The following is a 24,473-nucleotide window of genomic DNA, read 5'->3' as shown; positions in this document are numbered from 1 at the left end:
CCCTCTCGTTCTCCGCCGGCGGCCGGCGGCCCGGCCCCCCTTCGGGGCGAGCGCTAACGCCCCCCGCGCGGCCGCCGAGAGTCGCAGCTGAGCACGGATCGCTCACCTCCCTGGCCACGGATCGGCCGCACTCCCCACCGTCGAACGGCTGCTCTGTGCTCGATCCCGTGATGTCCCGACCGGACGCCCCGTCCGCCCAGGACGCCTTCTCGCGCCTCGTGTACCCGTCGCTCACCGGTGCCCGTGCGACCGACCAGGCCGACCCCGACGTCGAGCGCCGCACGCGTGCCGAGGCCTCAGGCCACGCCGCGGGCTACGCCGCCGGGCTCCGGGCCGCCGACCGCGAGCTGACGGCCCGTCGAGCCGTGCTCGAGGCCGAGCACGCGGACGCGCTGGCGCGCCTGCAGGAGGCGACCGCCGCCTCCCTCACGGCCCTGGCGGCCGCCGGCCGCGCCCTCGAGGAGCGCGTCGTGCCCGTGCTGCACGAGGCCGAGGAGGCGCTGGTCGCGACCGCGCTGGACCTCGCCTCCGCGGTGGTCGGCTACGAGGTCGCCGCCTCCGAGCGCTCGCGCGACGGCGACCCGCGCGGGGGCCGCACGGCCCGCGCCGCCCTCGCCCGGGCCCTCGACGGCCTCGACCCCTCCGTCGTCGTGCGGGTGCGCCTGTACCCGGCAGACGCCTCCCTCGTCGCCGACGCCGCCCGCTCGGCCGGCGTCGAGGTCGTCGCCGACCCGTCGCTCCGCCCCGGCGACGCCGAGGCCGACCTGCCCACCGGCCTGGTCGACGCCCGGCTGTCGACGGCGCTCGGCCGGGCACGCACGGCGCTGCTCGGCGACGGCGACGAGGTGGCCTCGTGACCCTCACCGCGACTCCCCTCGACCTCTCCGCCGAGCGCACCGGCGACCCGTTCGCCGCCCACCTCGGCGCGCGCGTCGCGGCCGCCCGCGTCGCCGCCCGCCCGCAGCGCGTGGGGCGCGTCGTCAGCGCCGTGGGCCTCGGCCTCACCGTCCAGGGGCTCGACGCCGCCGTGGGCGACGTCGTCACCGTCGGCGACTCCGCCGGCCCCGGCGCTCCGGGCGCCACCCTCGCGGAGGTCGTCGCGACCACCCCCGAGGGCCTCCGCTGCATGCCGCTCGGTCGACTGACCGGCGTCACCGCGGGCACGCCCGCCCGCTCCACGGGCCGCCCGCTGCTCGTGCCGACCGGCGCCGGCCTCTTCGGCCGCGTGCTCGACGGCCTCGGCCGCCCGATCGACGGCAAGGGCCCGCTGCGCCGCCCCGACGGCCGTCCGGTCGACCTCGTCGGCCTGCACCACGAGACCCCCTCCGCCATGCACCGGGCCCGCATCGACACGCCCCTGCAGCTCGGCGTGCGCGTGCTCGACACCCTCACCACCGTCGGCCGCGGCCAGCGCGTCGGGCTCTTCGCGGGCTCGGGCGTCGGCAAGTCGTCGCTGCTCTCGATGATCGCCCGCGGCACGGACGCCCAGGTCAGCGTCGTCGCCCTCGTCGGCGAGCGCGGCAGGGAGGTGCGGGAGTTCCTCGAGGACGACCTCGGGCCCGAGGGCCTCGCGCGCTCGATCGTCGTCGTCTCGACCAGCGACGAGCCGGCCCTGATGCGGCTGCGCGCCGCGTTCGTCGCGACCCGCATCGCGGAGTCGTTCCGCGACGAGGGCGCCGACGTCGTGCTGATGATGGACTCGCTGACCCGCGTGGCCATGGCGCAGCGCGAGATCGGCCTCTCGGTGGGCGAGCCCCCGGCCACCCGCGGCTACCCGCCGTCGACCTTCTCGGTGCTCGCCGAGCTGCTCGAGCGCGCCGGCACCGACCGCGTCGGCTCCGTGACGGGCCTCTACACGGTGCTCGTCGACGGCGACGACCACAACGAGCCGATCGCCGACGCCGCGCGGAGCATCCTCGACGGGCACGTCGTGCTCGACCGGAAGCTCGCGGTGACCGGCCACTTCCCGTCCGTCGACGCCCTCGGCTCGGTCTCGCGCGTCGCCTCGAAGGTCACCACTCCGGCCCAGCGCGCCGCGGCGACGAGCCTCCGCAAGGTCATGGCCGCCCGCCGTGCCGCGCAGGACCTGCTCGACGTGGGCGCGTACCAGCGCGGCACGAACCCGCTCGTCGACGCGGCCGTCGACCACCAGGGCTCCATCGACGCCTTCCTCCAGCAGGCCATGGACGACCAGGCCCCCTCGGCCGAGTCGTGGGGACGCCTGGCCCAGCTCACCGCTCGACTCGGAGGTGCCTGATGGCCCGCTCCTTCTCCCTCGCGGGCCTGCTCCGGCTCCGCCACGCGCAGCAGGACATCGCGGCCGGCCGCCTCGCCGACGCGAACGGCCGCCTGCGGACGGCCGCCGACGCGCGGCTCGCGGCGCGGCGCACGCTCGACGACGGCCCCGTGGCCATCACCGACGCGGCCATGCTCAGCGCGGTCGCCGCGTCGCGCGCCTCGACCCGGGGCATGCTCGCCGAGCTCGACGCCGTCACGCAGCGCCGCCAGGCCGAGGCCGCCGAGGCCCAGGCCGCGTTCGGCGAGGCCCGCCGTGCCGCCATCGGGCTCGAGAAGCTGGAGGTGAAGCACGCGGTGCTCTCCGCCGCCGAGGACCTGCACGACGAGCAGGTCGCCCTCGACGAGATCGCGACGCAGTCGTGGGCGCCGCCAGCCCCGGCCGCCGGCACCGCGACTCCCCCGCCCTTCCCGCCTTCCCCCTCGACCCCTCCCGGAGGACGCTCGTGAGCCCCGTGACCGAGGTCCTGTCACGCATCCAGGACATCCAGAGCCAGATCGCCCAGCTCCGCACCGGCGGGGCGGCCGCGCTGCTCGGCGGCGCCGCCGCGGCCGGCACCGGCACCGGCGCGTCCGCCGCGTCCGCCGGCGCCTTCGCCGACGCGCTCGCCGGCACCGGCGCGACCCCGGCCGCCTCGTCGGCCGCCGGCGCGGGCTCGCTCTCGACCACCGCCTCCGTCGACGCCGTGAAGGGCGCCGTGGCCTCGGGCAGCGGGGCGACCGGCCCCGACGTCGTCGAGACCGCGAAGAAGTACCTGGGCGTGCCCTACGTCTTCGGCGGCGAGGACGCGAGCGGCATGGACTGCTCCGGGCTCGTGCAGCGCGTGTTCGCCGACCTCGGGGTCGCCATGCCCCGCGTCGTGCCCGACCAGGCCGACATGGGCGCCGAGGTGCCGTCGCTCGCCGAGGCGAAGCCGGGCGACCTGCTCGTGCCGAAGGGCGAGGGGCACATCGTGATCTGGCTCGGCGACGGCAAGGTGCTGCACGCCCCGCGCCCCGGCAAGGACGTGCAGATCGTGAACAACTGGTACAAGGACTCCGACCTCGCGACGATCCGCCGCGTCGTGCCCGCGACGGCCGGCACCGCGCCGGTGTCGTCGGTCGGCGCCGCGGCGGCCGCCGCCGGCTCCGTGCAGAACGTCGACCTGATGACCGCGCAGCTGCAGCAGCTCATGCGCTCGGGAGCGGCGTCGTGAGCGGGCTCCGCACGCTGCCGTCCGCTCCGCCGGCGCCGTCGGTGCTGCCCGCGTCGGGTCGCGCCGCCGGGCTCGGCTCGGGCGCCGTCCCCTCCTCGGGCGCGGCTGCGCTCGGCGCCTTCGGCGCGGCGATGAGCTCGGCCCGTGACGCCGGGTCGTCGCGTGACGCTGGCTCGTCGCGCGACGCCGGCGCCGCCCGTGACGTCGTCGCCACCCGGGCGGCCGCCGCCCGGCTGACGCGCGAGGCCGCGGGGGAGTCGCGGGTCCAGCCGCACCCCGCTCGCCCCGCCGGCGCGGACGACCGTGCCCCGGCCCCGACGCGCATCGGCGACGCCCCCGGCACAGGCGCGACGCCCGCCGGGGTCGCTGATCCGCTCCGGAGTGGATCAGCGCGGAGCGAGACCGCTCCCGCGGCGGACGACGATGCCGCGGGAGCTGTCGACCCTTCGGGCGACTCGACCGGCGCAGCCGTCCCGGCCGCCCCCGCCGACCCGACGGCCGGCGGCCCCGCCGTCCCGGCCCCGTCGGGTCCGCTCCCGACGGCCGTCCTCGCCGCGGCCGCGCAGTGGCTCGGTGCGGCACCCTCGACGATCGGTGCGCCGTCGCCCGAGGCCGTGCCGACGGCCGCCCCCGCGACCACCGTCGTCGACCCCGCCCTCGCCGTCGTGCCGTCGGTGAGCGGCACGCTGTCCGGTACCGCGACGGTCCTCGCCGCGGCGACGGCGACGTCGGAGCGCACCAGCCCCGTCGTCCCGGACGCCTCCGGCGCTGCTGGTCGCTCCGGGGCCGCCCTCGGCGTCACCGCGGGTTCCCCCGGCGACGCGACCGGCGTCTCCGCACCGGCCGCCGCCTCCGTCCCTTCCCCCGCCGTGTCCGCGTCGACCCCGGCCCTGCCGGGCCTCGTCGCATCGGCGCCTGCCGCCCCCACGGCGGGCACGAGCGCGGCCGCGGCCGCGTCCGCCACGGCTGTCGCACCGGCGTCGGCGCCCGCCTCCCCGGTGACGACCGGCGACCCCGTGGCCGCGGGCGGTCCCGTCGGAGCGGCCATCGCCTCCGCGCCCGTCATCGTGACGTCGACGACGCCCGACCTCGCCGCGCCCGCGGCGGCCCCGGCCGGCCCTGCCGCGTCGAGCTCCGCCACGGGCAGCACGGCCGTCCCGGCCGTCCCGGCCCCGGCCGACCCCGGCGCGGCCACCGGGCCCGCCGCCCTCCTCGCCGTCCCGGTCGTGACCCCCGCCTCCGGCCCGAGCGCGACCGTCGCGGCCACGCCCGCCCCGGCCGCGGCCCCGTCGGCCCCGGCGCCCTCGCTCACCCCGCAGCTGCACCGCCCGCTCTTCTCGCTGGCCGCCGCCGGCCCCGGCACCCACGTCGTGACCGTCAGCGTCAGCCCGGAGGCCCTCGGGCCGGTGACCGTCCGCGCCCACGTGGGCGCGCACGGCATGCACGTCGAGATGTTCGCGGCGTCCGACGCCGGGCGCGAGGCGGTCCGGGCGATCCTGCCCGACCTGCGCCGTGACCTCGGCGGCTCGGGGGTGCAGGCGAGCATCGACCTCTCCGGCCAGAACGCCCCGTCCGACGACCGCGGCGCGGCCGCCGGAGCCGGCGAGCGCGACGGCCGGGGCGACGGCGCCGCCGGGCGGGCGCCCGACGACGAGCGGCTGCGGCGCTCCGGCACCGGCCTCGGGGCCGCCGCCCGCGCGGACGGCGTGCACCGCGCCTCCTCGGGGCCCGTCACCTCGCTCGACGTGCTCGCCTGACCGACCGCGCCCGCCGCCTCCCCTCGACCTCACGACCCCGACCAGGAAGTCCCGTCACATGCCCTCCATCGACCAGATCTCCGGAACCGTCGACCCGGCCACGCAGGCCGCCGCGATGGCCGCCGCCAGCGCCGGCCGCGCCCCGAAGCAGACCATGGACAGCGAGATCTTCATGAAGCTGCTCGTCACGCAGCTGAAGAACCAGGACCCGTCGTCGCCGATGGACACGAACGCGATGATCTCGCAGACCACGCAGCTCGCGATGATGGAGCAGGTCACGAACCAGACCACCACCGCGAACGAGGGCTTCTCGCTGCAGATGCGCATCGCGGCCTCGAACCTCGTCGGCCAGCAGGTCAGCTACACCGGAGCCGACGGCAAGAGCGTCACCGGCACCGCGACCAGCGTCTCGTTCGCCGACTCCGTGCCCAAGGTCACCGTCGCCGGGAAGGAGGTCGCCCTCGACCTCATCTCGGGCATCACCGCGCCGACCTCCCCGACCGCTCCCACCGCCCCGTAGCTCCCCGCACCACACCGGCTGCAGGACGCGACCGGTCTCCCCGCGCAGGACGCGCCTCCCTCATGCTCCCTGAAAGGCAGCTGCCATGCTCCGCTCCCTCTACTCCGGCATCTCGGGCCTCCGTTCGCACCAGACGATGCTCGACGTGACCGGCAACAACATCGCCAACGTCAACACCGCGGGCTTCAAGGCCTCGACCACGCAGTTCCAGGACACCCTGTCGCAGATGACCCAGGGCGCCGGCGGGCCGCAGACCGGCATCGGCGGCACCAACCCCGCCCAGGTCGGCCTCGGCGTGCAGGTCGCGGGCATCTCGACCAACTTCGCGCAGGGCTCGGCCCAGGCCACCGGCAAGGCGACCGACCTGATGATCTCGGGCGACGGCTTCTTCGTCACCCGCCTCGGCAACGACACCCTCTACACGCGCGCCGGCGCCTTCGACTTCGACGCCGACGGCCGCCTCGTGTCGGCCGACGGCAAGATCGTGCAGGGCTACTCGGCCGCGGACGGCGTCGTCAACGACGGCGGCGCGATCGGCGACATCACGCTGCCCCTCAACGGCGCGGCCCCCGCCACGGCGACCACCGCCGCGAACGTGGCCGGCAACCTCCCCTCCGAGACCGCCGTCGGCTCGACGCTGACGCGCGACACGAAGGTCTACGACGCCTTCGGCACGGAGAAGACCCTGACGCTGTCGTTCACGCGCACGGCGGGCGGCTGGAACGTCGTCGGCACCGACGGCTCGGGCGCGGGCGGCAACACGACCCTCGCCTTCCAGGACGGCGCGCAGGTCGGCGCCGGCTCGATGGTCGTCGACGGCATCACCGTCGACCTGTCGAAGATCACCGGCTTCGCGCAGCTCAACACCGTCGCGGTCACCGACCAGAACGGCCGCGAGGCGGGCACGCTGCAGGGCTTCACCCTCTCGAAGGACGGCACGCTCGTCGGCCAGTTCAGCAACGGCGAGTCGCTCGCCCTCGGCCGCATCGCGCTCGCCACCTTCACCAACCCCGGCGGCCTCGAGAAGGCGGGGGCGTCGGGCTACCGCGCCACGGCCAACTCGGGCGGCGCCGCGCTCGGCATCCCCGGCTCGCCCGGCGTCGGCTCGCTCTCGAGCGGCACGCTCGAGATGAGCAACGTCGACCTCTCGCAGGAGTTCACCAACCTGATCGTCGCGCAGCGCGGCTTCCAGGCGAACGCGCGCATCATCACCACCTCCGACGAGGTGCTGCAGGAGCTCACGAACCTGAAGCGCTAGCTAGACGCGCGCCGCGCCGCGCCTGCTCGGCGCCGACGAACCCCGTTCCGTTCACCGCACCCCGTTCTGCCGGGGCTCGGTGAACGGAACGGGGTTCCTCGCGGTGCGGGGGCCGGCGGCGCGGCTGCACGGCGGCGGGCCGGGTGCCCAGCCGCACCGCACCGCACCCGCTCAGCGCGGCACGCGCGCGAGCAGCTCGCGCAGCCGCGCCCCGCGGGCCGGGTGCAGCTGCTCGACCCAGCCGATCCGCCCCTCCAAGTGGGCCCGGAACTCCGGCACGCCGGCCCTGTTCTGCGCCTCGAGCCCCGTGCGCTCCGCGTTGTGCAGCAGGGCCCGGAGGGCGTCGTAGGAGGTGCGGGTCACGGTCACGTGCTCGTTCACGACGATCCCGGTGACGGTCTGCCGTGTCGCGGCCCCGCGCACCCGCGTCTTGTGCGGGTTCAGCTCGTGCCCCTCGTCGGCGACGACGCGGCCGACGCCCCGCACGAAGGCGTCGCTCCGGGCGGCGACCCCGGGGCCGCCGCTGAACGTCAGGTCGTCGGCGTAGCGCGTGTAGCGGGCGCCCGCGGCGGCGGCCCAGCCCGCGAGCCGTGAGTCGAGCCTCCTGGAGGCGACGTTGGCGAGCGCGGGCGAGGTCGGGGCGCCCTGGGCGAGGTGCGGCAGGGCCAGGGCCCGGCGCAGCGCCGCGCGCTCGGAGGGGTCGCCGCCCGGCGGCATCGCCGAGAGCACGGCCGGCGGCACCGAGGTCGTCGTGAGCCCGGTGAGCACGTGGGCGACGGCCTCCGGCAGCCCCTCGCGGCGGAGCGCGCCGTACACGCGGCCGGCGCCGACGCGGGCGAAGAACGAGCGCAGGTCGAGCGCGACGACGACCTCGGCGCCGGTGTGCACGGCGGCGCCCGTGACGGCGCTGCGGCCCGGCACGAAGCCGTGGGCGGCGTCGTGCAGCGGCACGGCGGCCAGCACCTCGTCGAGCGCGACGCGCTGCAGGTCGCGGAGGCGGTGGCCCGGCACCTCGAGCAGCCGCGGTGTGCGGCCGGGGCGGGTGCGCCACTCGTACCGGTGGTGCTGCAGCGGGCCCGAGGCGTGCCGCCGGTTCCAGTGCCGCACGTCGGCGAACCAGTCGAGCTCGCCGACCGTGAGGTGCAGCAGGGCGGCGAGGTCGGCCACCGACCCCAGGCGCCGGAGTCGCGGGTCGGCCGCCCGCGTCGGCGTCGTCACGACCGCGACCCGGACGATCCGCAGCGAGGCGCCCTGCGCGGCCGCGCGGGCCCGCCCCCGGCCCAGGGCGCCGGAGGTGTGCAGCACCTCCGCGAGCAGCCGGGGCTCGTCGTGCGGGGCCCGGGGGAACGCGCGGAGCGCCTCGTGGGCCAGCCCCGGCAGCCAGGGGTGCGGTGGGCCGTCGTCGTGGGGCCCGTCGTCGCGCGAGCCGTCGTCCCGCAGGCCTCCGTCGCCGGGGTCGGCGTCGTGGTGGAAGGTCGTCGAGAGCTCCGCGGCCGGCCCCAGCGCCGCCGCGCAGGCCGCGACGAGGGCGGCCTCCGTCCAGGCGGGGGCCGCGAGCATCGCGTGGGCGAGGCCCGTGGCGACGGCGTCTGCTCGGGCGGTCACGTGACTCCCCGGGCCTGACGTCCACCGGGGTCGCAGGGCGTCGCGCGGGCCTCCGGGCGCCCGCCGGTGCGCGCGCGGACCGCCCGGGTCAGCCCGACCACGACGGGGTGCGGAGGCGTGCGGCGACGGGCCGGCGACTCGTGCGTCGGTCCGGGCCGGTCTCCGCGCGCAGCGCGGTGGTCGGCTCGGGGAGCGGTGCCGTGGTCGAACTGCGTGCCCCGGGGTTGCCCCGGAGAGGGTGATCCAGCGCGTGGAGCACCCGCCTCGCCGCCCCGTCGTCGCACGCGGCCACCGTAGCGGCCCCGCGTCCGGCCCCGCCTCCTCCCGGCGGATGACGAGCCGCGCCTGCTCGGCCCGGACGAACCCCGTTCCGTTCACCGCACCCCGTTCTGCCGGGGTTCGGTGAACGGAACGGGGTTCTTCGCGGACGGAGGCCGGCGCCGGGGCCGGCGGGGTACGCGGGAGCCGGCCTCCCAGGGCCCGGTGCGTAGACAAGGGAGATGAGCACCGGGACGGAGGCGCACCGCACGCCGCCCGCCTCCGGCCCAGGCCCAGGCCCCGGCCCAGGCCCCGCCCTCAGCCTCGACGCCGCTCCGGCGGCCCGGCCCGCGCCGACCGCCAGCGCCCTCGCGACGGCCCTCCGCCTCCTCGCCGTCTACGCCCTCGCGCGCCTGCTCAGCACCGTGCTGCTCGGGGCGACGTACGCCCTGACCGCGACCTCGAGCTGGGCGCAGCACGACGGCGGCCCCGGCTTCGCCGGCTACCTCTCGTCGTGGGACGCCCGGTTCTACGCCGAGATCTCCGAGCGCGGCTACCCGACGGAGCTGCCGCGGAACGACGAGGGCCAGGTCGTGAAGAACGCCTGGGCGTTCATGCCGCTCTTCCCCGCGGTCGTGAAGCTCGTCGCGCCGGTGGTCGGCGGCAGCTGGCTGGTCGGCGCGCTCGTCGTCGCGACGCTCGCCGGGGCGGGCGCGACGCTGGTGCTCCACCGGCTGATGCTCCGGCGCTTCGGGGCCCGCGCCTCCTTCTGGGGCGCCGTCTTCTTCACGGTCTCGCCGATGTCGTTCGTGCTGCAGGTGCCCTACGCCGAGAGCCTGTTCCTGCTGCTGATGTTCGCGGCGCTGCTCGCGATGACGGCCCGGCGGTGGCTCTGGTTCGCGGTCTTCGGGGTGCTGGCGGCGTTCGCGCACCCCGGGGCCCTCGCGCTGTCGGCGGCGCTCGGCCTGACCTGGCTGGTGCGGCTCGTGCGCCGCGAGCGGGAGCCCGTCGCCGAGCACGTGCGCATCTGGGCGGCGGGCCTCGTCGTCACGGCGGCCGGCTTCGCCTGGCCGGTCGTCGTCGCGCTCGTCACGGGCGAGCGCGACGGCTACTTCGCCACCGAGTCGTCGTGGTGGCGCGACTACATCGGGTCGGACGGCTTCGTGCCGTTCACGCCGTGGTTCCGGTTCGGGGCGGCGATGGGCGGGTGGCTCGGGGTGGTCGCCGCGGCGGTGCTGATCGCCGTCCTGGCCGTCGGGCTCGTGAGGCGCTCGGGTCGGCTGGGGCTCGAGCTGCAGACGTACACGATCGGCTACGTCGCCTACCTGGTGGCGGTGTTCCTGCCGCAGCAGAGCAGCTTCCGCATGCTGCTGCCGCTGTCGCCGCTCTTCGCCGACGCGCAGCTGTCGGCCACGAGGAGGCGCGTGGTCGTCACGATCGTCGCCAGCGTGGTGCTCCAGGCCGTCGCGGTCGTGCTCCTCTGGACGCTCTGGGCGCCGTAGGCCGCCAGGGCGCTCCGCGGCTCACGTCCGCCCGAGGTACCGCCCCTGCTTGTGGTTCAGGGCGAGCACGAGGTTGAGCACGACGGCGCCCGCGGCCGAGACGAGCACGACCCAGGGCGAGACGACGGTGAGCGAGAAGAGCACGATGGCGACGTCGATCACCATCTGCACGTAGCCCGCGCGCCAGCCGACCTTCTCCTGGAGGATCAGGGCGAGGATGTTGATGCCGCCGAGGCTCGCCCCGTGGCGGAAGAGGATGAGCAGGCCGACGCCCACGAGCAGGTTGCCGCCGAGGGTGCCGTAGACGGGGTTCAGCTGGTCGATGCCGAGGGCGACCGGGTGCAGGTACGAGAAGGCCGAGACCATCGCGACGGTCATCACGGTGCGGAGCGTGAAGCCCACTCCCTTCTTCCAGAGCGCGAGGGCGAAGAACGGCACGTTGACGAGCAGGAAGAGCAGCCCGAACGACAGCCCGGTCGCGTAGCTGACCAGCAGGGCGAGGCCCGCGGTGCCGCCCGAGACCGAGCCGCTCTCCTTCAGCAGGAACAGCCCGAAGGAGGCGATGAAGACGCCCGTCACCACCCCCATCACGTTCTCGGCGAGCGTGTGCTTGTTGGCGTCGACCGTCACGGAGTTCTCGGTCAGGGCCGGGTCGTCGACGAGCGGGGTCGCCGTGTCGGGCGACAGCGCGGCGTCCGGCCCGGTCGACTCGGGCGTCGACCAGGTCGGCGTCGCACCGGTGGGCGTGGTCGCGCCGTCGGCAGCGGTCTCGGCAGCGGTCTCGGCGGTGGGGGAGGAGGGACGGGCGACAGGGGTGGCGTCGCGCGTGCCGTCGTTCGCGGGGGTGTCGGTCACCGGGACATCCTGCCAGCCCGCCCGCGCCTCCTCGCCCGCGCCCGGGTGGTCGCTCGGCTGAGGGCGTGCGTCGTTCTGAGTGAGCGCCCTCAGTCGCGCGTGAGCAGGGAGTTCACGTAACGGTTGAGACTGACGCCCTGACGAGCTGCGGCGATGGTCAAGCCGCGGTGCACGTCCGGCGTCGTCCTCAGACGGAACTCGCCGCTGAAGCGTCGCTCTCCGAACGGTGTCGGGACGTCTTCGCCGGAGGCGACGAGATCGTCGACGACGTCGGCCACGAGGCCGCGGAGCCCGGTCAGGGCTGCGTCTTGGTCGGCGTCGAGCCACGAGAGCGACGGGAACTCCGCCACCGTGGCGGCGTACTCCTGGTCCTCCGCAGACCAGGCCACCGCGTAGCTGTAGTGCCGCACCTCGGGGGTGTCGAGAACGATGCTCATCGTGACTCCATCTCGTCGATCGCTGCGAGTACCTGCTTGACCTGGTAGGCCTTCGCTCTGCCGGCATCGTCCTGGATGTTGACCCGAGGGTCTCCTCGCCAGGGTGTCCGGTAGATCGCGTGGCTGCCGCCCCTGCGTCGAGGGGGACCGAAGACGCCGTCGCAGACCTTCTCGAGGTCGGTGAACCTGACGTCGACGGGGTTGCGCCGCATGCTCTCGACGATCCTTCGCAACGAAGCCTTCATCTCGATGGTCCCATCTGTGGCACCACTAGGCAAGGATCGCGATGACGGCGATCACCCCGACGACCACGGGAGTCGCGATCAGCGCCACGAGGGCGGGGCGGTGCAGCAGGGCGGGCACCGACCCCGGGGCCAGGCCGTGCGCCTCCTTCCCCGTGAGGCGCTGCTCGGCCGGCACGACCGTGACGCCGGCGCGGGCGGCGACGTCGCCGAGCACCGCGCCGTCGAAGTAGGCGCCGCTGAGGCCGACGCGTTCGCCGCCCGGGCCGACGACCCCGAGCCACGGGATGCCCTGGACGCCCTGGGCCATCATGCAGAGCAGGCCGCGCTGCCGCCCGTCGAGCGCCACCGTGCTCGTGCGGCCGAGACGGCGGTAGCTCACCGACGTCGGCGTGACCGTGACCGTCGCGGTCCGCAGGAACACCGCGAAGCCGGCCCCGGCCACGACGAGGGCGACCGCCACGGCGACGAGGCCCGACGGGCCCGAGCGCACCGCCACGAACACCGTCGCGGCCCCGAAGATGAGGGCACGCGTCTTCGCCGAGACCCAGAACGCCGCCCAGGTCGGCCGGTGCACGACGACGCCGGGCGTCGCTCCGGGAGTGGGGGGCGTGGGGGATGGGTGCGAGTGGCTCACAGTTGCCTTCTTCCGAGGGGTCACGACTGATATGTGCCACACACCATACCGATCGGTCGGTCTCCGCCGCGACCGCGGGCGTCGAGGTGCCCCGTCCTGGACCCTCGACACCTCGGCGGGCCCAGGACGGGGCACCTCGCCGCGCCGACGAGACGACGCGCCGCTCGCGGCGCGCGTCCGCCGAAGTGCGGACACCGCGGGTGCCGCCGCCTAACGGCGGCCCGCCGCCGGCCGATAGTCCCCCCTGAGCAGCTCAGGACGAGCGCTCGCTCGCCCCACGGACGGTGGCGGGAGAACACAGACCTAGGACGGGCCGATGATCGTCGTCACGCGACTCAACGACAGCAGATTCGCTGTCAACCCAGACCTGATCGAGCGGATCCACGAGACGCCCGACACGACGCTGATCATGGTCGACGGGGCGAAGTACATCGTCACCGAGCCCATGGCCGAGGTGATCGAGATGATCGCCCGCTACCGCGCCCGCATCGTCGCCATCGCCTACGACGAGCCGCACGCCGCCGCCCCCGCGACGCAGCCCCTCGGCTCGCGCACGTCGACCGGCCCGCAGCTCGGCATCGTCCGCGGCTCGAGCGGCTCGAGCGGCGCCGGCCTCGTCTCGCCCTTCCCCACGGCCACCGCCGCCCCCGCGACCACCACCCTGGAGCGTTGACGTGGACCCCGCGACCATCATCGGCATCCTGCTCGCCTTCGGTGCCCTCTTCGGCATGATCAAGCTCGAGGGCGTCCACGTCGAGGGCCTGCTGCTGCCGGCCCCGATGCTCCTCGTCTTCGGCGCCACCATCGCGGTCGGCATCGCCGGCACGACGATCAAGGACGCGCTGCTCAGCTTCAAGAAGATCCCGCACGCGTTCACCGGCAAGGTGATCCCGCCGCAGTCGGTCATCGACGAGATCGTGGCGCTCGCCGAGAAGGCGCGCAGCGAGGGCCTGCTCTCGCTCGAGGCCGAGGCCGAGAAGTCGACCGACCAGTTCATGAAGGGCGCGCTGCAGAACATCGCCGACGGCACCGACGGCGAGGAGCTGCGGATCCTGCTCGAGGACGAGATGGAGTCCCGTCTCGCCGCCGACCGCACCGCGAGCAAGTTCTTCAACAGCCTCGGCGGCTACGCCCCGACCGTCGGCATCATCGGCACCGTCGTCAGCCTCACCCACGTGCTCGAGAACCTCGCGTCGCCCGACGAGCTCGGCCCGCTGATCGCGGCCGCCTTCGTCGCGACCCTCTGGGGCCTCCTCAGCGCGAACTTCCTCTGGCTGCCGTTCGCCGGCCGCCTCAAGAAGCTCGCCGACCTCGACGAGGCGCGCATGACGCTGCTGATCGAGGGCGTCCTGGCCGTCCAGGCGGGCAGCCAGCCGCGCCTCCTCGGCGAGCGCCTCAAGGCCATGGTGCCGACCCACGCCCTGACCGACGCCAAGGGCAAGGGCGGCGCCAAGGGGGCGAAGGCGAAGGCCGGCGCCGACGACCAGGGGCTCGCGGCGTGAGCGGCAGCCGCGGCGGGCGGAAGAAGAAGGCCCACGCCGAGGAGGAGCACCCCGACGAGCGCTGGCTCGCCTCGTACATGGACATGGTCACCGTGCTGATGTGCATGTTCATCGTGCTGTTCGCGATGTCGAGCGTCGACCAGGACAAGTACATCGCGCTCCGCAACTCGCTCGCGACGGGCTTCGGCCAGACCGACGTCGGCAAGGTCGACAGCGCCTCGGGCACCGTGGTGCCGGCGAGCGACGTGACGGAGGAGGGCGAGGGCTACTCGGAGGGCGACGAGACCGACATGAGCAAGGCTGCAGCGTCGGGCGAGGCCCAGACCGCCGAGCAGGCGGCCGCGGCCCAGGCCCTGGCACAGTCCGAGCTCGACGACCTCACCGCCATCAAGGAGGCCATCGCCGGCAACCTCGAGGGCTCCGGCCTCAGCGCCGACGTGCAGTTCGCGACCGACGCCCGCGGCCTGACCGTCCGGCTCGTCGGCTCCGAGACGTTCTTCGGCACGAACAGCGCCGACCTCAGCGGCGAGGCGACCCGGGTGATGGACGCGATCGCGCCCGTGCTCCGCGACAGCTCGCACGACGTGTCGGTCGAGGGGCACGCCGACCAGCGCAGCTCGACGGCGCCGTTCGCCACGAACTGGGAGCTCTCGTCGGCCCGGGCGACGCAGGTGCTCCGCGACCTCGTCGAGCGCGGTGGACTGCCGGTCGAGCACGCCCAGGCCGTCGGCTTCGGCTCGTCGCGCCCGCTCGTGCAGGGCAGCACCGACGCCGACCTCGCGGCGAACCGCCGGGTCGACATCGTCGTGCTCTCGAACCAGAGCGACGACGTCAGCGCCCTGCTGCCGAAGCTCGAGCAGGCGGCCGAGGCAGCGGGAGGCGCGGTGACCGCGGGCAGGAACCCCGAGCCCGTCGCGCCCGCGGCCCCCGCGGAGGCCGCCGCGGCCCCGACGGAGAAGAAGGACGAGAAGAAGTCCGAGAAGAAAGAGGAGTCGCACGACGAGGGGGCCCAGTCCGGGGGTCACTGACGACGCACCTCTAACGCGGTGACGGCACGGGCCGATAGGTCCGTCCGTGACCCTCCTCGACCCCGCCGTGACGAGCGCGCCCGCGTCGGTGCCCGCCGCCCCCGCGCCCGCCGCCGGGCCGGTCGCTCGCTCGGCGCGCCAGGTCGAGGTCTACGACTTCCGCCGCCCGACGACGCTCGCCCGCGAGCACTCGCGCGTGCTCGAGCTCGCCTTCGACACCTTCGCGCGCCAGTGGGGCACGCAGCTGACCGCCAAGGTCCGCGTGCTCTCGCAGGTCACCTGCGAGCACGTGCAGATGCTGACCTACGACGAGTACGCCTCGTCGCTGCCGGCCACGACGGCGATGGTGCTCTGCCCGCTCGAGGGCGTCGGCCCCAAGGCGGTCGTGCAGTTCCCGACCTCGGCCGCCCTCGGCTGGGTCAGCCACATGCTCGGCGCCTCGAAGCCGCACGCGATGCCCGACCGCACCTTCTCGCCCGTCGAGCAGGCGCTCGTGCGCCGCCTGATGGAGGACGCGCTCGACGACCTCCGCTACTCGTTCGGCTCGCTGCTGGTCGACGCGGTCTCGGTCGGCGGCTTCCAGTACAACTCGCAGTTCGCCCAGGCGGCGCAGAAGTCCGACCTGATGATCGTCGCGACGTTCGAGATCCGCGTCGGCGAGCGCACCGCCCTCGGCACCGTGGCCATCCCGGCCGAGGTGCTGCTGCCCCAGCTCGGCGAGTCGAACCCGACCGTCGGCGCCGCGGACGCCCGTCGCCTGCTCGGCGCGCAGCTGGCCGCCGTGCCGGTGGGCGTCGCGCTCCAGCTGGCCCCCGCCTCCGTGCGCCCCGGCGTCGTGCTGGGCCTCGCCGTCGGCGACCTGCTGCCCCTGCCGCACCCGCGCTCGCGACCGCTCGAGATCACCGTCGACGGCCAGTCCGTCGGCCGTGCCGCCGTCGGGGCCAACGGCTCGCGCCTCGCGGGCATCGTCGTCTCCACCTCCCTGACCGGCACCGAAGAAGGAACCTCATGACCGGCACGACTATCACCCTGCACACCGCCGCGGCGGAGGCGCTCGTCTCCGTGCTGCCGACGCCGTCGCCGCTCCGTGCCGTGCCGCTCGAGGCCGTCGTCGCCCAGGGCCGCCGCACGGCCGCGTCGAGCGTCGTCATGACCTCGTTCGTCGGCGCCGTCTCGGCCGACACCGCGCTCGTGCTCGTCGACATGGAGCAGCTGACCGCCGCCGCCGGCACCGACTCGCCCCTCGTCTCCGTCGGCGACGTGCTCCGCCCCGCCCTCGAGGCCGCGACCGGCGTGCTCGGCGTGGGCGTGCTCGGCGAGAGCCGGCGCGAGCCCGCCGACGCGCTGCTCGCCGACCCCGACACGGTGGTCTTCGACCTGACCGCCGCGGGGCAGCCGGCCGGCTGGTTCGCGATCCGCATCCGGGAAGGCGGCACCGTGGGGTCGAGCCCGGCCCGCGCCTCCTCGTCGCCCCTGTTCGACTCCGTCGCCGGCAACCTCGGCCGCATCAACAACGTCGAGATGGCCCTCACGGTCGAGATCGGCCGCACCCGCATGTCGGTGCGCGACGTGCTCGGCCTCGAGCCCGGCGCCGTCATCGAGCTCGACCGCTCGGCCGGCGCCCCCGCCGACGTGCTGCTCAACGGCCGTCTGATCGCGCACGGCGAGGTCGTCGTCGTCGACCAGGACTACGCCGTCCGCATCACCAAGATCCTCGACGTCGCCGACGGCCTGGTCTGACCGGTGGACACGCTCTTCGTCGCGCTGCGCGTCGCCCTCTCGCTGGGCGTCGTGCTCGCCCTGCTGTGGGTGCTGCAGAAGCGCCTCGTCAAGGGCGTCCGGGGCTCCGGCAAGTCGGCCGCCCCGGTCACCGTCGTCGCCCGCCAGGGCCTCGGCGCCAAGGCCAGCGTCGTCGTCGTCGACGTCGAGGGCGAGCGCCTCGTGCTCGGCGTCACCGAGTCGTCGGTCACGGTGCTCTCGGCCGCCGAGGTGCCCGGCCCCGCGCCGCTGGCGCTGGTGCCGGCCCCGGTCGCGCCCGTGACGGCCCCGCAGGAGGCGCGGGTCACCCCGATCGCCCCGGCCGTCGCCCCGGCCCCCGCCGTGGTGCCCGCGCCCGCGCCGATGTCGTTCGAGGCCGTCCTCGCCACCCAGCCCCCGCTGCCCGTGGCCGCCGTCCCGGCCGCGTCGGTCGCCGCCGTCGCCCCCGCTGCCGTCGCCCCCGCCGCCGTCCAGGCCCCCGAGCTCCTCCGCCCCCGCGGTGCCGCCCGCCGCGCCGCGACCGTCGCCTCCGCGTCGGCCACCGCCGCCCGCGCCCCGCGCGACCCGCGAGAGCGCCGCCGCGGCCGTGCCTCGACCCCGCTCGAGGGCTCGATCCTCGCCCCCGGCACGTGGCGCCAGGCGGCCGCGGCCCTGCGGGCCGGACGCGCCGGATGACCCGCGCCTCCCTCGCCCGCCCGACCCGCGCCTCCTTCGGCTCCGCGCTCGTCGCGCGGCTCGCCCCGACGCTGCACGACGGCCTGCGCGGCCGTGCCCTCGCCGGCGGGCCCACCCGCCGCAGCAGCTTCGTCTCGATCGACGCCGCCCCCGTGCGCTTCGCCGACACCCGGCTCGCCCGCACGGTCGTCGTCGCCCTGCTGGCGATGGTCGTGGCCTCGGCGCTGCTGATGCTGATCGGCCAGAGCGCCAGTGCCGCCCCGGCGCCCGCCCCCGTCTCGCCGACGGCGCCGGTCGACCCGACCGCTCCCGCCGTCGGCAGCACGGACGGCACCGCCGGCACCACGCCGACGGACTACACCGACACCGACCAGACCGTCACCGACGGCACCGGCACGGGCGGCCTCGACATCGACATCACCGGCCCCGACGGCACGCCCAGCCAGGCGGTCGTCACGCTGATCGGCATCACGCTCCTGAGCGTCGCGCCGGCGCTGCTGCTGATGATGACGTCGTTCACGAAGATCTTCGTGGTGCTGGCGATGACCCGCAACGCGCTTGCGCTGCCGTCGATCCCGCCGAACCAGGTGCTCGCGGGGCTCGCGCTCTTCCTGAGCCTGTTCATCATGGCGCCGATCCTGGGGCACATCAACGACGACGCCGTGCAGCCCTACCTCTCGGGCCAGCTCGACCTGCAGGGCGCGATCGACGCCGGCTCGGCGCCGCTCCGCGAGTTCATGCTGGCGCACACCCGCGAGGAGGACCTCGCGCTGATGACCCGCTCTGCCGACCAGCCGAACCCCGCCGACCAGGCCGACGTGCCGATGCTCACGCTCATCCCGTCGTTCATGATCAGCGAGCTGCGCGCCGCCTTCATCATCGGCTTCGTCATCTTCATCCCCTTCCTCGTCATCGACCTCGTCGTCAGCGCCGCGCTGATGTCGATGGGCATGATGATGCTCCCGCCGGTGATGATCTCGCTGCCCTTCAAGATCCTGCTGTTCGTGCTCGTCGACGGCTGGGGCCTCATCATCACGAGCCTGATCGAGAGCTACCAGGTGGGCAGCTGATGGACTCCAACGCCGTCCTCGACCTGTCGATGCAGGCGCTGATCATCACGGGCAAGCTCGCCGCCCCCGTGCTCATCACCTCCCTCGTCGTCGGCTTCGCGATCTCGCTCCTGCAGTCGATCACCCAGATCCAGGAGGTCACCCTCTCGTTCGTGCCGAAGGCCGTGGCGGTGGGAGTCGCCCTCATCGTCTGCGGGCACTGGATGATCTCCGAGATGGTCTCGTTCACGACGGCCGTCTTCGACCGCATCCCGCAGCTCCTCAGCGGCGGCTAGGCCCGACCGTGACCCTCGACCTCAGCTGGCTGGAGGCCACGATGCTGGCCGCCGTGCGCATGACCGCGTTCATCGTCATCGCGCCGCCGTTCTCCTACAAGGCCTTCCCCGGCCGCGTGAAGGCGATGCTCGGCGTGGGCCTCGGCCTCGCCGTCGCGCCGCGCGTGACACCCGGGTACGAGTCGCTCGCCACCGGGCAGTTCGTCGTGGCGCTCGTGCTCGAGGTCGTCGTCGGCGGCGTGCTGGGGTTCCTGGTGTTCCTCGCGTTCTCGGCCGTGCAGGCCGCGGGCAGCCTGATCGACCTCTTCGGCGGGTTCACGCTCGCGCAGGCGTTCGACCCGCAGTCGATGGTGAACGGCGCGCAGTTCACGCGCCTCTTCCAGATGACGGCGCTGGCGCTGATGTTCGCGAGCGGCGGCTACCAGCTGCTGATCGGCGGGCTGACCCGCTCGTTCGACGCGTTCCCGCTCGGGCTCGGCATGGACCTCTCCCGCCCGGTCGAGATGATGGCGCACGGCGTCTCGCAGATGTTCCTCGCGACCCTGCAGATCGCCGGCCCCCTCGCCGTCGTGCTCTTCCTCGCCGACGTCGGGCTCGGCCTGCTCAGCCGCGTCGCCCCCGCGCTCAACGCCTACGCGATGGGCTTCCCGCTCAAGATCCTGATGACCGTGATGCTCGCGGGCGGCGTCTTCCTCGCCCTGCCCGGCGTCGTGCGCTCGCTGACCGGCGACGCCTCGAAGATGCTCCTGGGGGTGGGGTAGCCGTGGCCGACGACTCCGGGGAGAAGACCGAGGCCGCGACCGACAAGCGGATGAAGGAGGTGCACTCCAAGGGCCAGCTGTCGCGCTCGCAGGACCTCAGCGCGTGGATCGGCGTCGGCGCCGCCGCCGTGATGATCCCGAGCACCATCCAGCGCGGGGCCGAGGCCGGCACCGACCAGCTGTTCTCGATCGGCGAGATCATCCGCCACCCCGACGACACGACCGTCGTCGCCCTCCTCGGCGACGGCGTGGGGTCGATGGCGGCGACCATCGCGCCCATGCTGGCCGTCGTCGGCGTCGCCGTGCTCGTCACCGCGATCGTGCAGGGCGGCGTCCACATCAAGCGGATGACCGGCAACTACGAGCAGTTCAACCTCCTCAACGGCATCAAGAACACCTTCGGCACCCAGGCCCTCTGGAACGGCGCGAAGGCCCTGATCAAGACCGCCGTCGTCGGCGTCGTGCTCTGGATGGCCATCCAGGGCCTCATGCCCGTGCTGATGAGCGGCGGCGGCCTCAGCGTCTCCGCGCTGCTCGCCGAGGCCGAGGCCGGCACGGGCATCCTGCTCCGCGCCGCGATCGTGGCCGGGCTGCTGCTCGCCGCCGCCGACGTCTTCGTCGTCATGCGCCGCAACCGCAAGAAGACCCGCATGACCAAGAAGGAGGTGCGCGACGAGAGCAAGAGCAGCGACGGCGACCCCCTGGTCAAGTCGCAGCGCCGCTCGCGTCAGCTCGCCATGAGCCGCAACCGCATGATGGGCGCGATCGTCGACGCCGACGTCGTCATGGTCAACCCGACCGACTACGCCGTCGCGCTCCGCTACGAGCCCGGCAAGTCGGCGCCCCGCGTCGTCGCCAAGGGCGCCGGCGCCGTCGCCGCCGCGATCCGTGCCCGCGCCGAGGAGTCGGGCGTGCCGCTCGTCCGCGACGTCCCCCTGACCCGTGCCCTGCACGCGTCCTGCGGCCTCGGCGACGAGATCCCGGTCGACCTCTACACGCCGGTCGCGCGCGTGCTGACCTTCGTGATGGCCCTCCAGGCCCGCGGGGCGTCCGCCGTCGCCGGCACCCACGCCAACCCCCGCCCCACCACCCCCGACGAGGTCGCCGGCGTGCTCACGCCCGGCTCGCTCGAGGCCGACGCGATGCCCCGCCGCCTGCGGGTCGCGCGCGACGCCGCCTCCCGCACCGCGCCTCCGGCCGGTGCCCCCACTGCTCCCCGTCCGTCCGTCACCGGAGGAACCGCCTGATGAAGAAGACACTCCCCAAGCTCGCCGTGCCCGTCGGCGTGGTCGCGATCGTGCTGCTGCTCGTCGTGCCCGTGCCGGCCCCGATGCTCGACGTGCTGATCATCTGCAACATCCTGCTCGCGCTGGTGATCCTGCTGACGACGCTCTTCGTGAAGAAGCCGCTCGACTTCTCGGTCTTCCCGTCGCTGCTGCTCGTCGCGACGCTGTTCCGCCTCGGCCTCAACGTCGCGTCGACGCGGCTCGTGCTCGGCGAGGGCTTCGCCGGCCACGTCATCGAGGCGTTCGGGCACGTCGCGGTGAGCGGCTCGATCATCATCGGCGCCGTCATCTTCTGCATCCTCGTCATCATCCAGTTCGTCGTCGTCACCAAGGGCGCCGAGCGCGTCGCCGAGGTCGGCGCGCGCTTCACCCTCGACGCGATGCCCGGCAAGCAGATGGCCATCGACGCCGACCTGAACGCGGGCCTGATCACCGACGAGGTCGCCAAGCAGCGCCGCGCCGACGTCAGCGCCGAGGCCGACTTCTACGGCGCGATGGACGGCGCGTCGAAGTTCGTCAAGGGCGACGCGATCGCGGGCATCCTGATCATCGTCATCAACCTCATCGGCGGCATCGCCATCGGCGTGCTGCAGAACGGCATGGAGCCCGCCGACGCCCTCGGCCACTACGGCCTGCTGACCATCGGCGACGGCCTCGTCACGCAGATCCCCGCGCTGCTGATGGCGGTCAGCACCGGCATGATCGTCACCCGCTCGGGCGCCGACAGCGACATGGGCTCGCAGGCGGCGGCGCAGCTCGGGCAGTCGCGCATCGCGATCGCCATCGCGGGCGTCGCGGCCATCGGCATGGGGTTCATCCCCGGCATGCCGATCATCCCCTTCCTCGTCATCGGCGCGACGCTGCTGATCATCGCCCAGCGCCTCAGCACGAAGGCCAAGGCCGAGGAGGCGCGGGCGGCCCTCGAGGCCGAGGTCCCGCCCACGGCCCCCACCGACACCACGGAGGACCTCCTCGAGCAGATGCGCGTCCACGCCCTCGAGATCCTGCTCGCGCCCGACCTCGTCGACATGGTCAGCGGGGCCTCCGACGACCTGCTCGGCCGCGTCAAGGCGCTGCGCCGCAAGATCGCCGTCGACATGGGCATCGTCGTGCCGCCCGTCCGCACGCGCGACAGCGTCGACCTGCCGCCGTCGACCTACTCGATCCGCATCGCCGGCGTCGAGGCGGGCCGCGGCCAGGCGCCCGCCCGCTCGGTGCTCGCCCTCGGCGACCAGCTCGACTCGCTGCCCGGCACGGTCACGATCGAGCCCGTCTTCGGCCTCGCCGGCAAGTGGGTGCCGGCCGAGATGCGCCACAGCGCCGAGATGACCGGCGCGACCGTGATCGACCGCGTCTCGGTGCTCGTCACGCACCTCTCGTCGATCATCGGCGACAACGCCGCCCGCCTCCTCAGCCGTGAGGACGTCCGCGTGCTCACCGAGGGCGTGAAGCAGGTCAACGCCGCCGCCGTCGACGACCTCATGCCGAGCATGCTCTCGCTGGCCGAGCTGCAGCGCGTGCTGCAGGGCCTGCTCGCCGAGCGCATCCCGATCAACGACCTCGCGCGCATCTGCGAGGGGCTGACGCTCCGCGCCAAGCTGTCGACCGACCCGGAGGGGCTGATCGAGGCCGCCCGCGCCTCCCTCGGGCCCGCGCTCACCGCGCGCTACCTCGACGGGGCCGTGCTGCGCGTCATCATGATCGACCCCGGCCTCGAGCAGTCGATGCTCGAGGGGCTGCGGCCGAGCGACCAGGGCACGCAGATCCTGCTCGACGGCCACCGCGTCGAGCAGGTGCTCGGCTCGCTGCGCGACTCGGTCGCGAGCGTCGAGGCCCAGGGCCTCAGCGCGGTGCTCGTCTGCGCGCCCGCGCTCCGCCCCGCCATCCACCGGCTCGTGTCGGCGCAGCAGAACGGCCTGCCGGTGCTGTCGTACCAGGAGGCCACGGCCGCCGGCTCGACCATCGAGACCGTCGGCGTCGTCCGCGCCGCCGACCCGATCACGGCGGCCTGACGTGGCGCGCAGGGTGCAGATGAGCGGGGAGTCGCTCGAGCAGCTCGCCGCCGAGGCACGCGCGGTGCACGGGCCGGGCGCCCGGGTCGTCGCCGCCCAGAAGGTCACCGTCGGGGGAGTGGGCGGCCTGTTCGCCCGCAAGCACTACGAGGTGACCGTCGAGGTGCCCGACCCGGCCACCGACCGCCCGGTCGCCCGGGTGACCATCACGCAGCCCGCCTCGCGGGCGGGCATCGCGGCGCTCCTCGCCGACGCCGACGCGGCGGACGGCTTCGACGACGGGGCCCGCCCCGGCGCCGCGGCCGCCGCCCCCTCGCCCGCGCGGGACCCCTTCGACGAGGTGCTCGCCGGCGGGGGAGCCGGCCGTCGCCCGGCGCCCGAGGTCGTCGTGCTGCCGCGCGCCGCCGACGCGGGCGCCGTCGACAGCCCCCGTCGCGCCGCCCGTGCCGCCGCGGCCGCCGCCTCCGCCGCGGGCGCGACCACCGCCTCCTCGTCGACCGCCGGAGGCGCGGTGCCGGCCCCGTCGCCGGCCGACGTCTCGACCCGCACCGACGCGTTCGCCGACATCATGGACGACTTCACCTTCAACGGCATCGCGGTCGACCCCGTCGTCGCCCCCGCCGCCGACGACGCCCGGCCGGGGCCGCTGACCACCGCCGCGGAGTTCCTCGCCGCGGCCGCCGCCACCACGTCGCCCGCGCTCGCCGCGGCCGGGCAGGCCGACCTGCCGGCCGCTCCGGGGCTGCTGCGCGGCGCCGGCGACCTCGTCGTCGTGGTGGGCCGCCCCGGCGACGCGTTCCGGGTCGCGGCGCAGATGGCGTCGGCGTTCGGGCTGCGCTCGGTCGACGTCTCCGACCGCCGCAGCGCCATCCTCGCCCGGGCCACCGGCGTGCACGAGGGCTCGTCGGTCGTCACCGCGCTCGCGTGGGACGACGACGCCCCCGAGGCGCTCCGCTCGATCGGCGCTGACCAGCTCTGGGTCGCGGTAGACGTGGGCCGCAAGCACGACGACACGGCGCGCTGGGTCGAGGCCGTCCGCGCGGTGCAGCCCGTCGCGGCCGTCGCGGTCGTCGGCGCGCAGGACACCGCGACCCCCGGCACGGTGCACCTGCTCGGCGTGCCCGTGGGGTGGCGCGAGTAGCCAGCGACCCTCACGTCGCTAAGCTGGCCCGATGCTGGTGTTGACGCGCAAGGTCGGGGAGCGGATCCTCATCGGTGACGACATCGTCATCACCGTCCTCGACTCCCGGGGCGAGGGCGTGCGCATCGGCATCGACGCCCCCCGCGGCGTGAAGATCCAGCGCGAGGAGGTCGTCCAGGCGGTCTCCGAGGCCAACGTCGCGGCGGCCGCGGCCCCCGACGACGCCGAGGCCCGCCTCCGCGCCGCGCTCGGCGCCCCCGCGCCCCGCACCGACCAGTAGCCGCCGCGCGCCCGGCGCGCCCGGCGCCTGCGCCCCTGCCCTGCTCGTGACACACCCGCTTCTCGCAGGCGAACCCCGCCGCGGCTGGGTTCCCGTGCGAAGACGGGGTGCCTCGCCGCGGCA

At 74.9% G+C, this 24,473-nt stretch carries 26 protein-coding genes; 21 read left to right on the top strand and 5 right to left on the bottom strand.

The window, feature by feature from the left end; translation table 11 throughout:
• Nucleotides 1–170: 170 nt before the first annotated feature.
• The 7 genes from FHR77_RS11800 to FHR77_RS11770 all read left to right on the top strand — a co-directional run bounded on the left by FHR77_RS11800 (nt 171) and on the right by FHR77_RS11770 (nt 7,026).
• A complete protein-coding gene (locus FHR77_RS11800) occupies nt 171–857 on the top strand; it encodes a FliH/SctL family protein (RefSeq protein WP_167260444.1) in 687 nt (228 codons plus the stop codon).
• A gap of 110 nt (nt 858–967) precedes the next feature.
• Entirely contained in the window at nt 968–2,257 is a 1,290-nt protein-coding gene (locus tag FHR77_RS11795) for a FliI/YscN family ATPase (protein WP_341777399.1), read from the top strand.
• On the top strand, nt 2,257–2,745 hold the full coding sequence (locus FHR77_RS11790; protein ID WP_208380811.1) for a flagellar export protein FliJ: 489 nt from the start codon (nt 2,257–2,259) through the stop codon (nt 2,743–2,745). The genes FHR77_RS11795 and FHR77_RS11790 overlap by 1 nt, the downstream gene beginning before the upstream one ends.
• Nucleotides 2,742–3,491, top strand: coding sequence for a C40 family peptidase (locus tag FHR77_RS16670; protein WP_341777341.1), 750 nt, complete (start codon nt 2,742–2,744; stop codon nt 3,489–3,491). Before FHR77_RS11790 ends, FHR77_RS16670 begins: the two co-directional genes overlap by 4 nt.
• Complete coding sequence (locus tag FHR77_RS11780) at nt 3,488–5,248, top strand: flagellar hook-length control protein FliK (RefSeq protein ID WP_167260440.1); 1,761 nt, start codon at nt 3,488–3,490, stop codon at nt 5,246–5,248. Before FHR77_RS16670 ends, FHR77_RS11780 begins: the two co-directional genes overlap by 4 nt.
• Before the next feature lie 58 nt (nt 5,249–5,306).
• Nucleotides 5,307–5,768, top strand: coding sequence for a flagellar hook assembly protein FlgD (locus FHR77_RS11775; RefSeq protein ID WP_167260438.1), 462 nt, complete (start codon nt 5,307–5,309; stop codon nt 5,766–5,768).
• An 85-nt stretch (nt 5,769–5,853) separates the two neighbouring features.
• The gene (locus tag FHR77_RS11770; protein ID WP_056057496.1) at nt 5,854–7,026 is read left to right on the top strand and encodes a flagellar hook protein FlgE; all 1,173 of its coding nucleotides are present in this window, start codon (nt 5,854–5,856) and stop codon (nt 7,024–7,026) included.
• A gap of 171 nt (nt 7,027–7,197) precedes the next feature.
• Here FHR77_RS11770 and FHR77_RS11765 read toward each other — a convergent pair whose 3' ends face one another.
• Nucleotides 7,198–8,631 (bottom strand): reverse transcriptase domain-containing protein, encoded by a 1,434-nt coding sequence (locus FHR77_RS11765; RefSeq protein WP_208380809.1) that lies wholly within the window; start codon nt 8,629–8,631, stop codon nt 7,198–7,200.
• Between the two features lie 500 nt (nt 8,632–9,131).
• On the opposite strand from FHR77_RS11765, the gene FHR77_RS11760 reads away from it, so the two are divergent.
• Complete coding sequence (locus tag FHR77_RS11760) at nt 9,132–10,391, top strand: mannosyltransferase family protein (protein ID WP_167260436.1); 1,260 nt, start codon at nt 9,132–9,134, stop codon at nt 10,389–10,391.
• Nucleotides 10,392–10,412: 21 nt separating this feature from the next.
• On the opposite strand, the gene FHR77_RS11755 is transcribed toward FHR77_RS11760, so the two are convergent.
• From FHR77_RS11755 to FHR77_RS11740, 4 genes are all read right to left on the bottom strand, one after another.
• On the bottom strand, nt 10,413–11,036 hold the full coding sequence (locus FHR77_RS11755) for a DUF6198 family protein (RefSeq protein ID WP_243861871.1): 624 nt from the start codon (nt 11,034–11,036) through the stop codon (nt 10,413–10,415).
• Between the two features lie 299 nt (nt 11,037–11,335).
• A complete protein-coding gene (locus FHR77_RS11750) occupies nt 11,336–11,683 on the bottom strand; it encodes a type II toxin-antitoxin system HicB family antitoxin (RefSeq protein ID WP_056057490.1) in 348 nt (115 codons plus the stop codon).
• Nucleotides 11,680–11,928 (bottom strand): toxin HicA, encoded by a 249-nt coding sequence (locus FHR77_RS11745; RefSeq protein WP_167260434.1) that lies wholly within the window; start codon nt 11,926–11,928, stop codon nt 11,680–11,682. Before FHR77_RS11745 ends, FHR77_RS11750 begins: the two co-directional genes overlap by 4 nt.
• 25 nt (nt 11,929–11,953) lie before the next feature.
• On the bottom strand, nt 11,954–12,562 hold the full coding sequence (locus FHR77_RS11740) for a hypothetical protein (protein WP_167260432.1): 609 nt from the start codon (nt 12,560–12,562) through the stop codon (nt 11,954–11,956).
• A 316-nt stretch (nt 12,563–12,878) separates the two neighbouring features.
• On the opposite strand from FHR77_RS11740, the gene FHR77_RS11735 reads away from it, so the two are divergent.
• The 13 genes from FHR77_RS11735 (at nt 12,879) to csrA (ending at nt 24,350) form a co-directional block, all read left to right on the top strand.
• Nucleotides 12,879–13,235 carry a flagellar FlbD family protein gene (locus FHR77_RS11735; protein WP_167260430.1) on the top strand — a complete coding sequence of 119 codons (357 nt, stop codon included), beginning with the start codon at nt 12,879–12,881 and terminating at the stop codon, nt 13,233–13,235.
• A gap of 1 nt (nt 13,236) precedes the next feature.
• Complete coding sequence (locus FHR77_RS11730; protein ID WP_056057484.1) at nt 13,237–14,064, top strand: motility protein A; 828 nt, start codon at nt 13,237–13,239, stop codon at nt 14,062–14,064.
• Entirely contained in the window at nt 14,061–15,092 is a 1,032-nt protein-coding gene (locus FHR77_RS11725) for a flagellar motor protein MotB (protein WP_167260428.1), read from the top strand. Before FHR77_RS11730 ends, FHR77_RS11725 begins: the two co-directional genes overlap by 4 nt.
• Nucleotides 15,093–15,138: 46 nt before the next feature.
• Nucleotides 15,139–16,104: a flagellar motor switch protein FliM gene (locus FHR77_RS16665; protein ID WP_341777340.1), complete on the top strand. Its 966-nt coding sequence runs from the start codon at nt 15,139–15,141 to the stop codon at nt 16,102–16,104.
• Complete coding sequence (gene fliN / locus FHR77_RS11715; RefSeq protein WP_056057482.1) at nt 16,101–16,832, top strand: flagellar motor switch protein FliN; 732 nt, start codon at nt 16,101–16,103, stop codon at nt 16,830–16,832. The genes FHR77_RS16665 and fliN overlap by 4 nt, the downstream gene beginning before the upstream one ends.
• Before the next feature lie 3 nt (nt 16,833–16,835).
• Entirely contained in the window at nt 16,836–17,525 is a 690-nt protein-coding gene (locus tag FHR77_RS11710; protein ID WP_167260426.1) for a flagellar biosynthetic protein FliO, read from the top strand.
• A 206-nt stretch (nt 17,526–17,731) separates the two neighbouring features.
• Nucleotides 17,732–18,595, top strand: a complete 864-nt coding sequence (gene fliP, locus FHR77_RS11705; protein ID WP_243861868.1) for a flagellar type III secretion system pore protein FliP — start codon at nt 17,732–17,734, stop codon at nt 18,593–18,595.
• On the top strand, nt 18,595–18,870 hold the full coding sequence (gene fliQ / locus FHR77_RS11700) for a flagellar biosynthesis protein FliQ (RefSeq protein ID WP_056057474.1): 276 nt from the start codon (nt 18,595–18,597) through the stop codon (nt 18,868–18,870). The genes fliP and fliQ overlap by 1 nt, the downstream gene beginning before the upstream one ends.
• Before the next feature lie 41 nt (nt 18,871–18,911).
• The gene (locus tag FHR77_RS11695; RefSeq protein WP_167261376.1) at nt 18,912–19,631 is read left to right on the top strand and encodes a flagellar biosynthetic protein FliR; all 720 of its coding nucleotides are present in this window, start codon (nt 18,912–18,914) and stop codon (nt 19,629–19,631) included.
• 50 nt (nt 19,632–19,681) lie between these two features.
• Nucleotides 19,682–20,878, top strand: a complete 1,197-nt coding sequence (locus tag FHR77_RS11690) for an EscU/YscU/HrcU family type III secretion system export apparatus switch protein (protein WP_167261374.1) — start codon at nt 19,682–19,684, stop codon at nt 20,876–20,878.
• The gene (locus FHR77_RS11685; RefSeq protein WP_167260424.1) at nt 20,878–22,929 is read left to right on the top strand and encodes a flagellar biosynthesis protein FlhA; all 2,052 of its coding nucleotides are present in this window, start codon (nt 20,878–20,880) and stop codon (nt 22,927–22,929) included. Before FHR77_RS11690 ends, FHR77_RS11685 begins: the two co-directional genes overlap by 1 nt.
• Nucleotides 22,930–22,948: 19 nt before the next feature.
• Complete coding sequence (locus tag FHR77_RS11680) at nt 22,949–24,070, top strand: hypothetical protein (RefSeq protein ID WP_167260422.1); 1,122 nt, start codon at nt 22,949–22,951, stop codon at nt 24,068–24,070.
• Between the two features lie 31 nt (nt 24,071–24,101).
• A complete protein-coding gene (csrA, locus tag FHR77_RS11675) occupies nt 24,102–24,350 on the top strand; it encodes a carbon storage regulator CsrA (RefSeq protein ID WP_167260420.1) in 249 nt (82 codons plus the stop codon).
• The last annotated feature ends 123 nt before the right edge of the window (nt 24,351–24,473 follow it).

Origin of the sequence: Frigoribacterium endophyticum, from assembly GCF_011759585.1 — a bacterium.
Classification (GTDB): domain Bacteria; phylum Actinomycetota; class Actinomycetes; order Actinomycetales; family Microbacteriaceae; genus Frigoribacterium; species Frigoribacterium endophyticum.
This window is presented reverse-complemented; position numbering and strand designations above follow the sequence as displayed.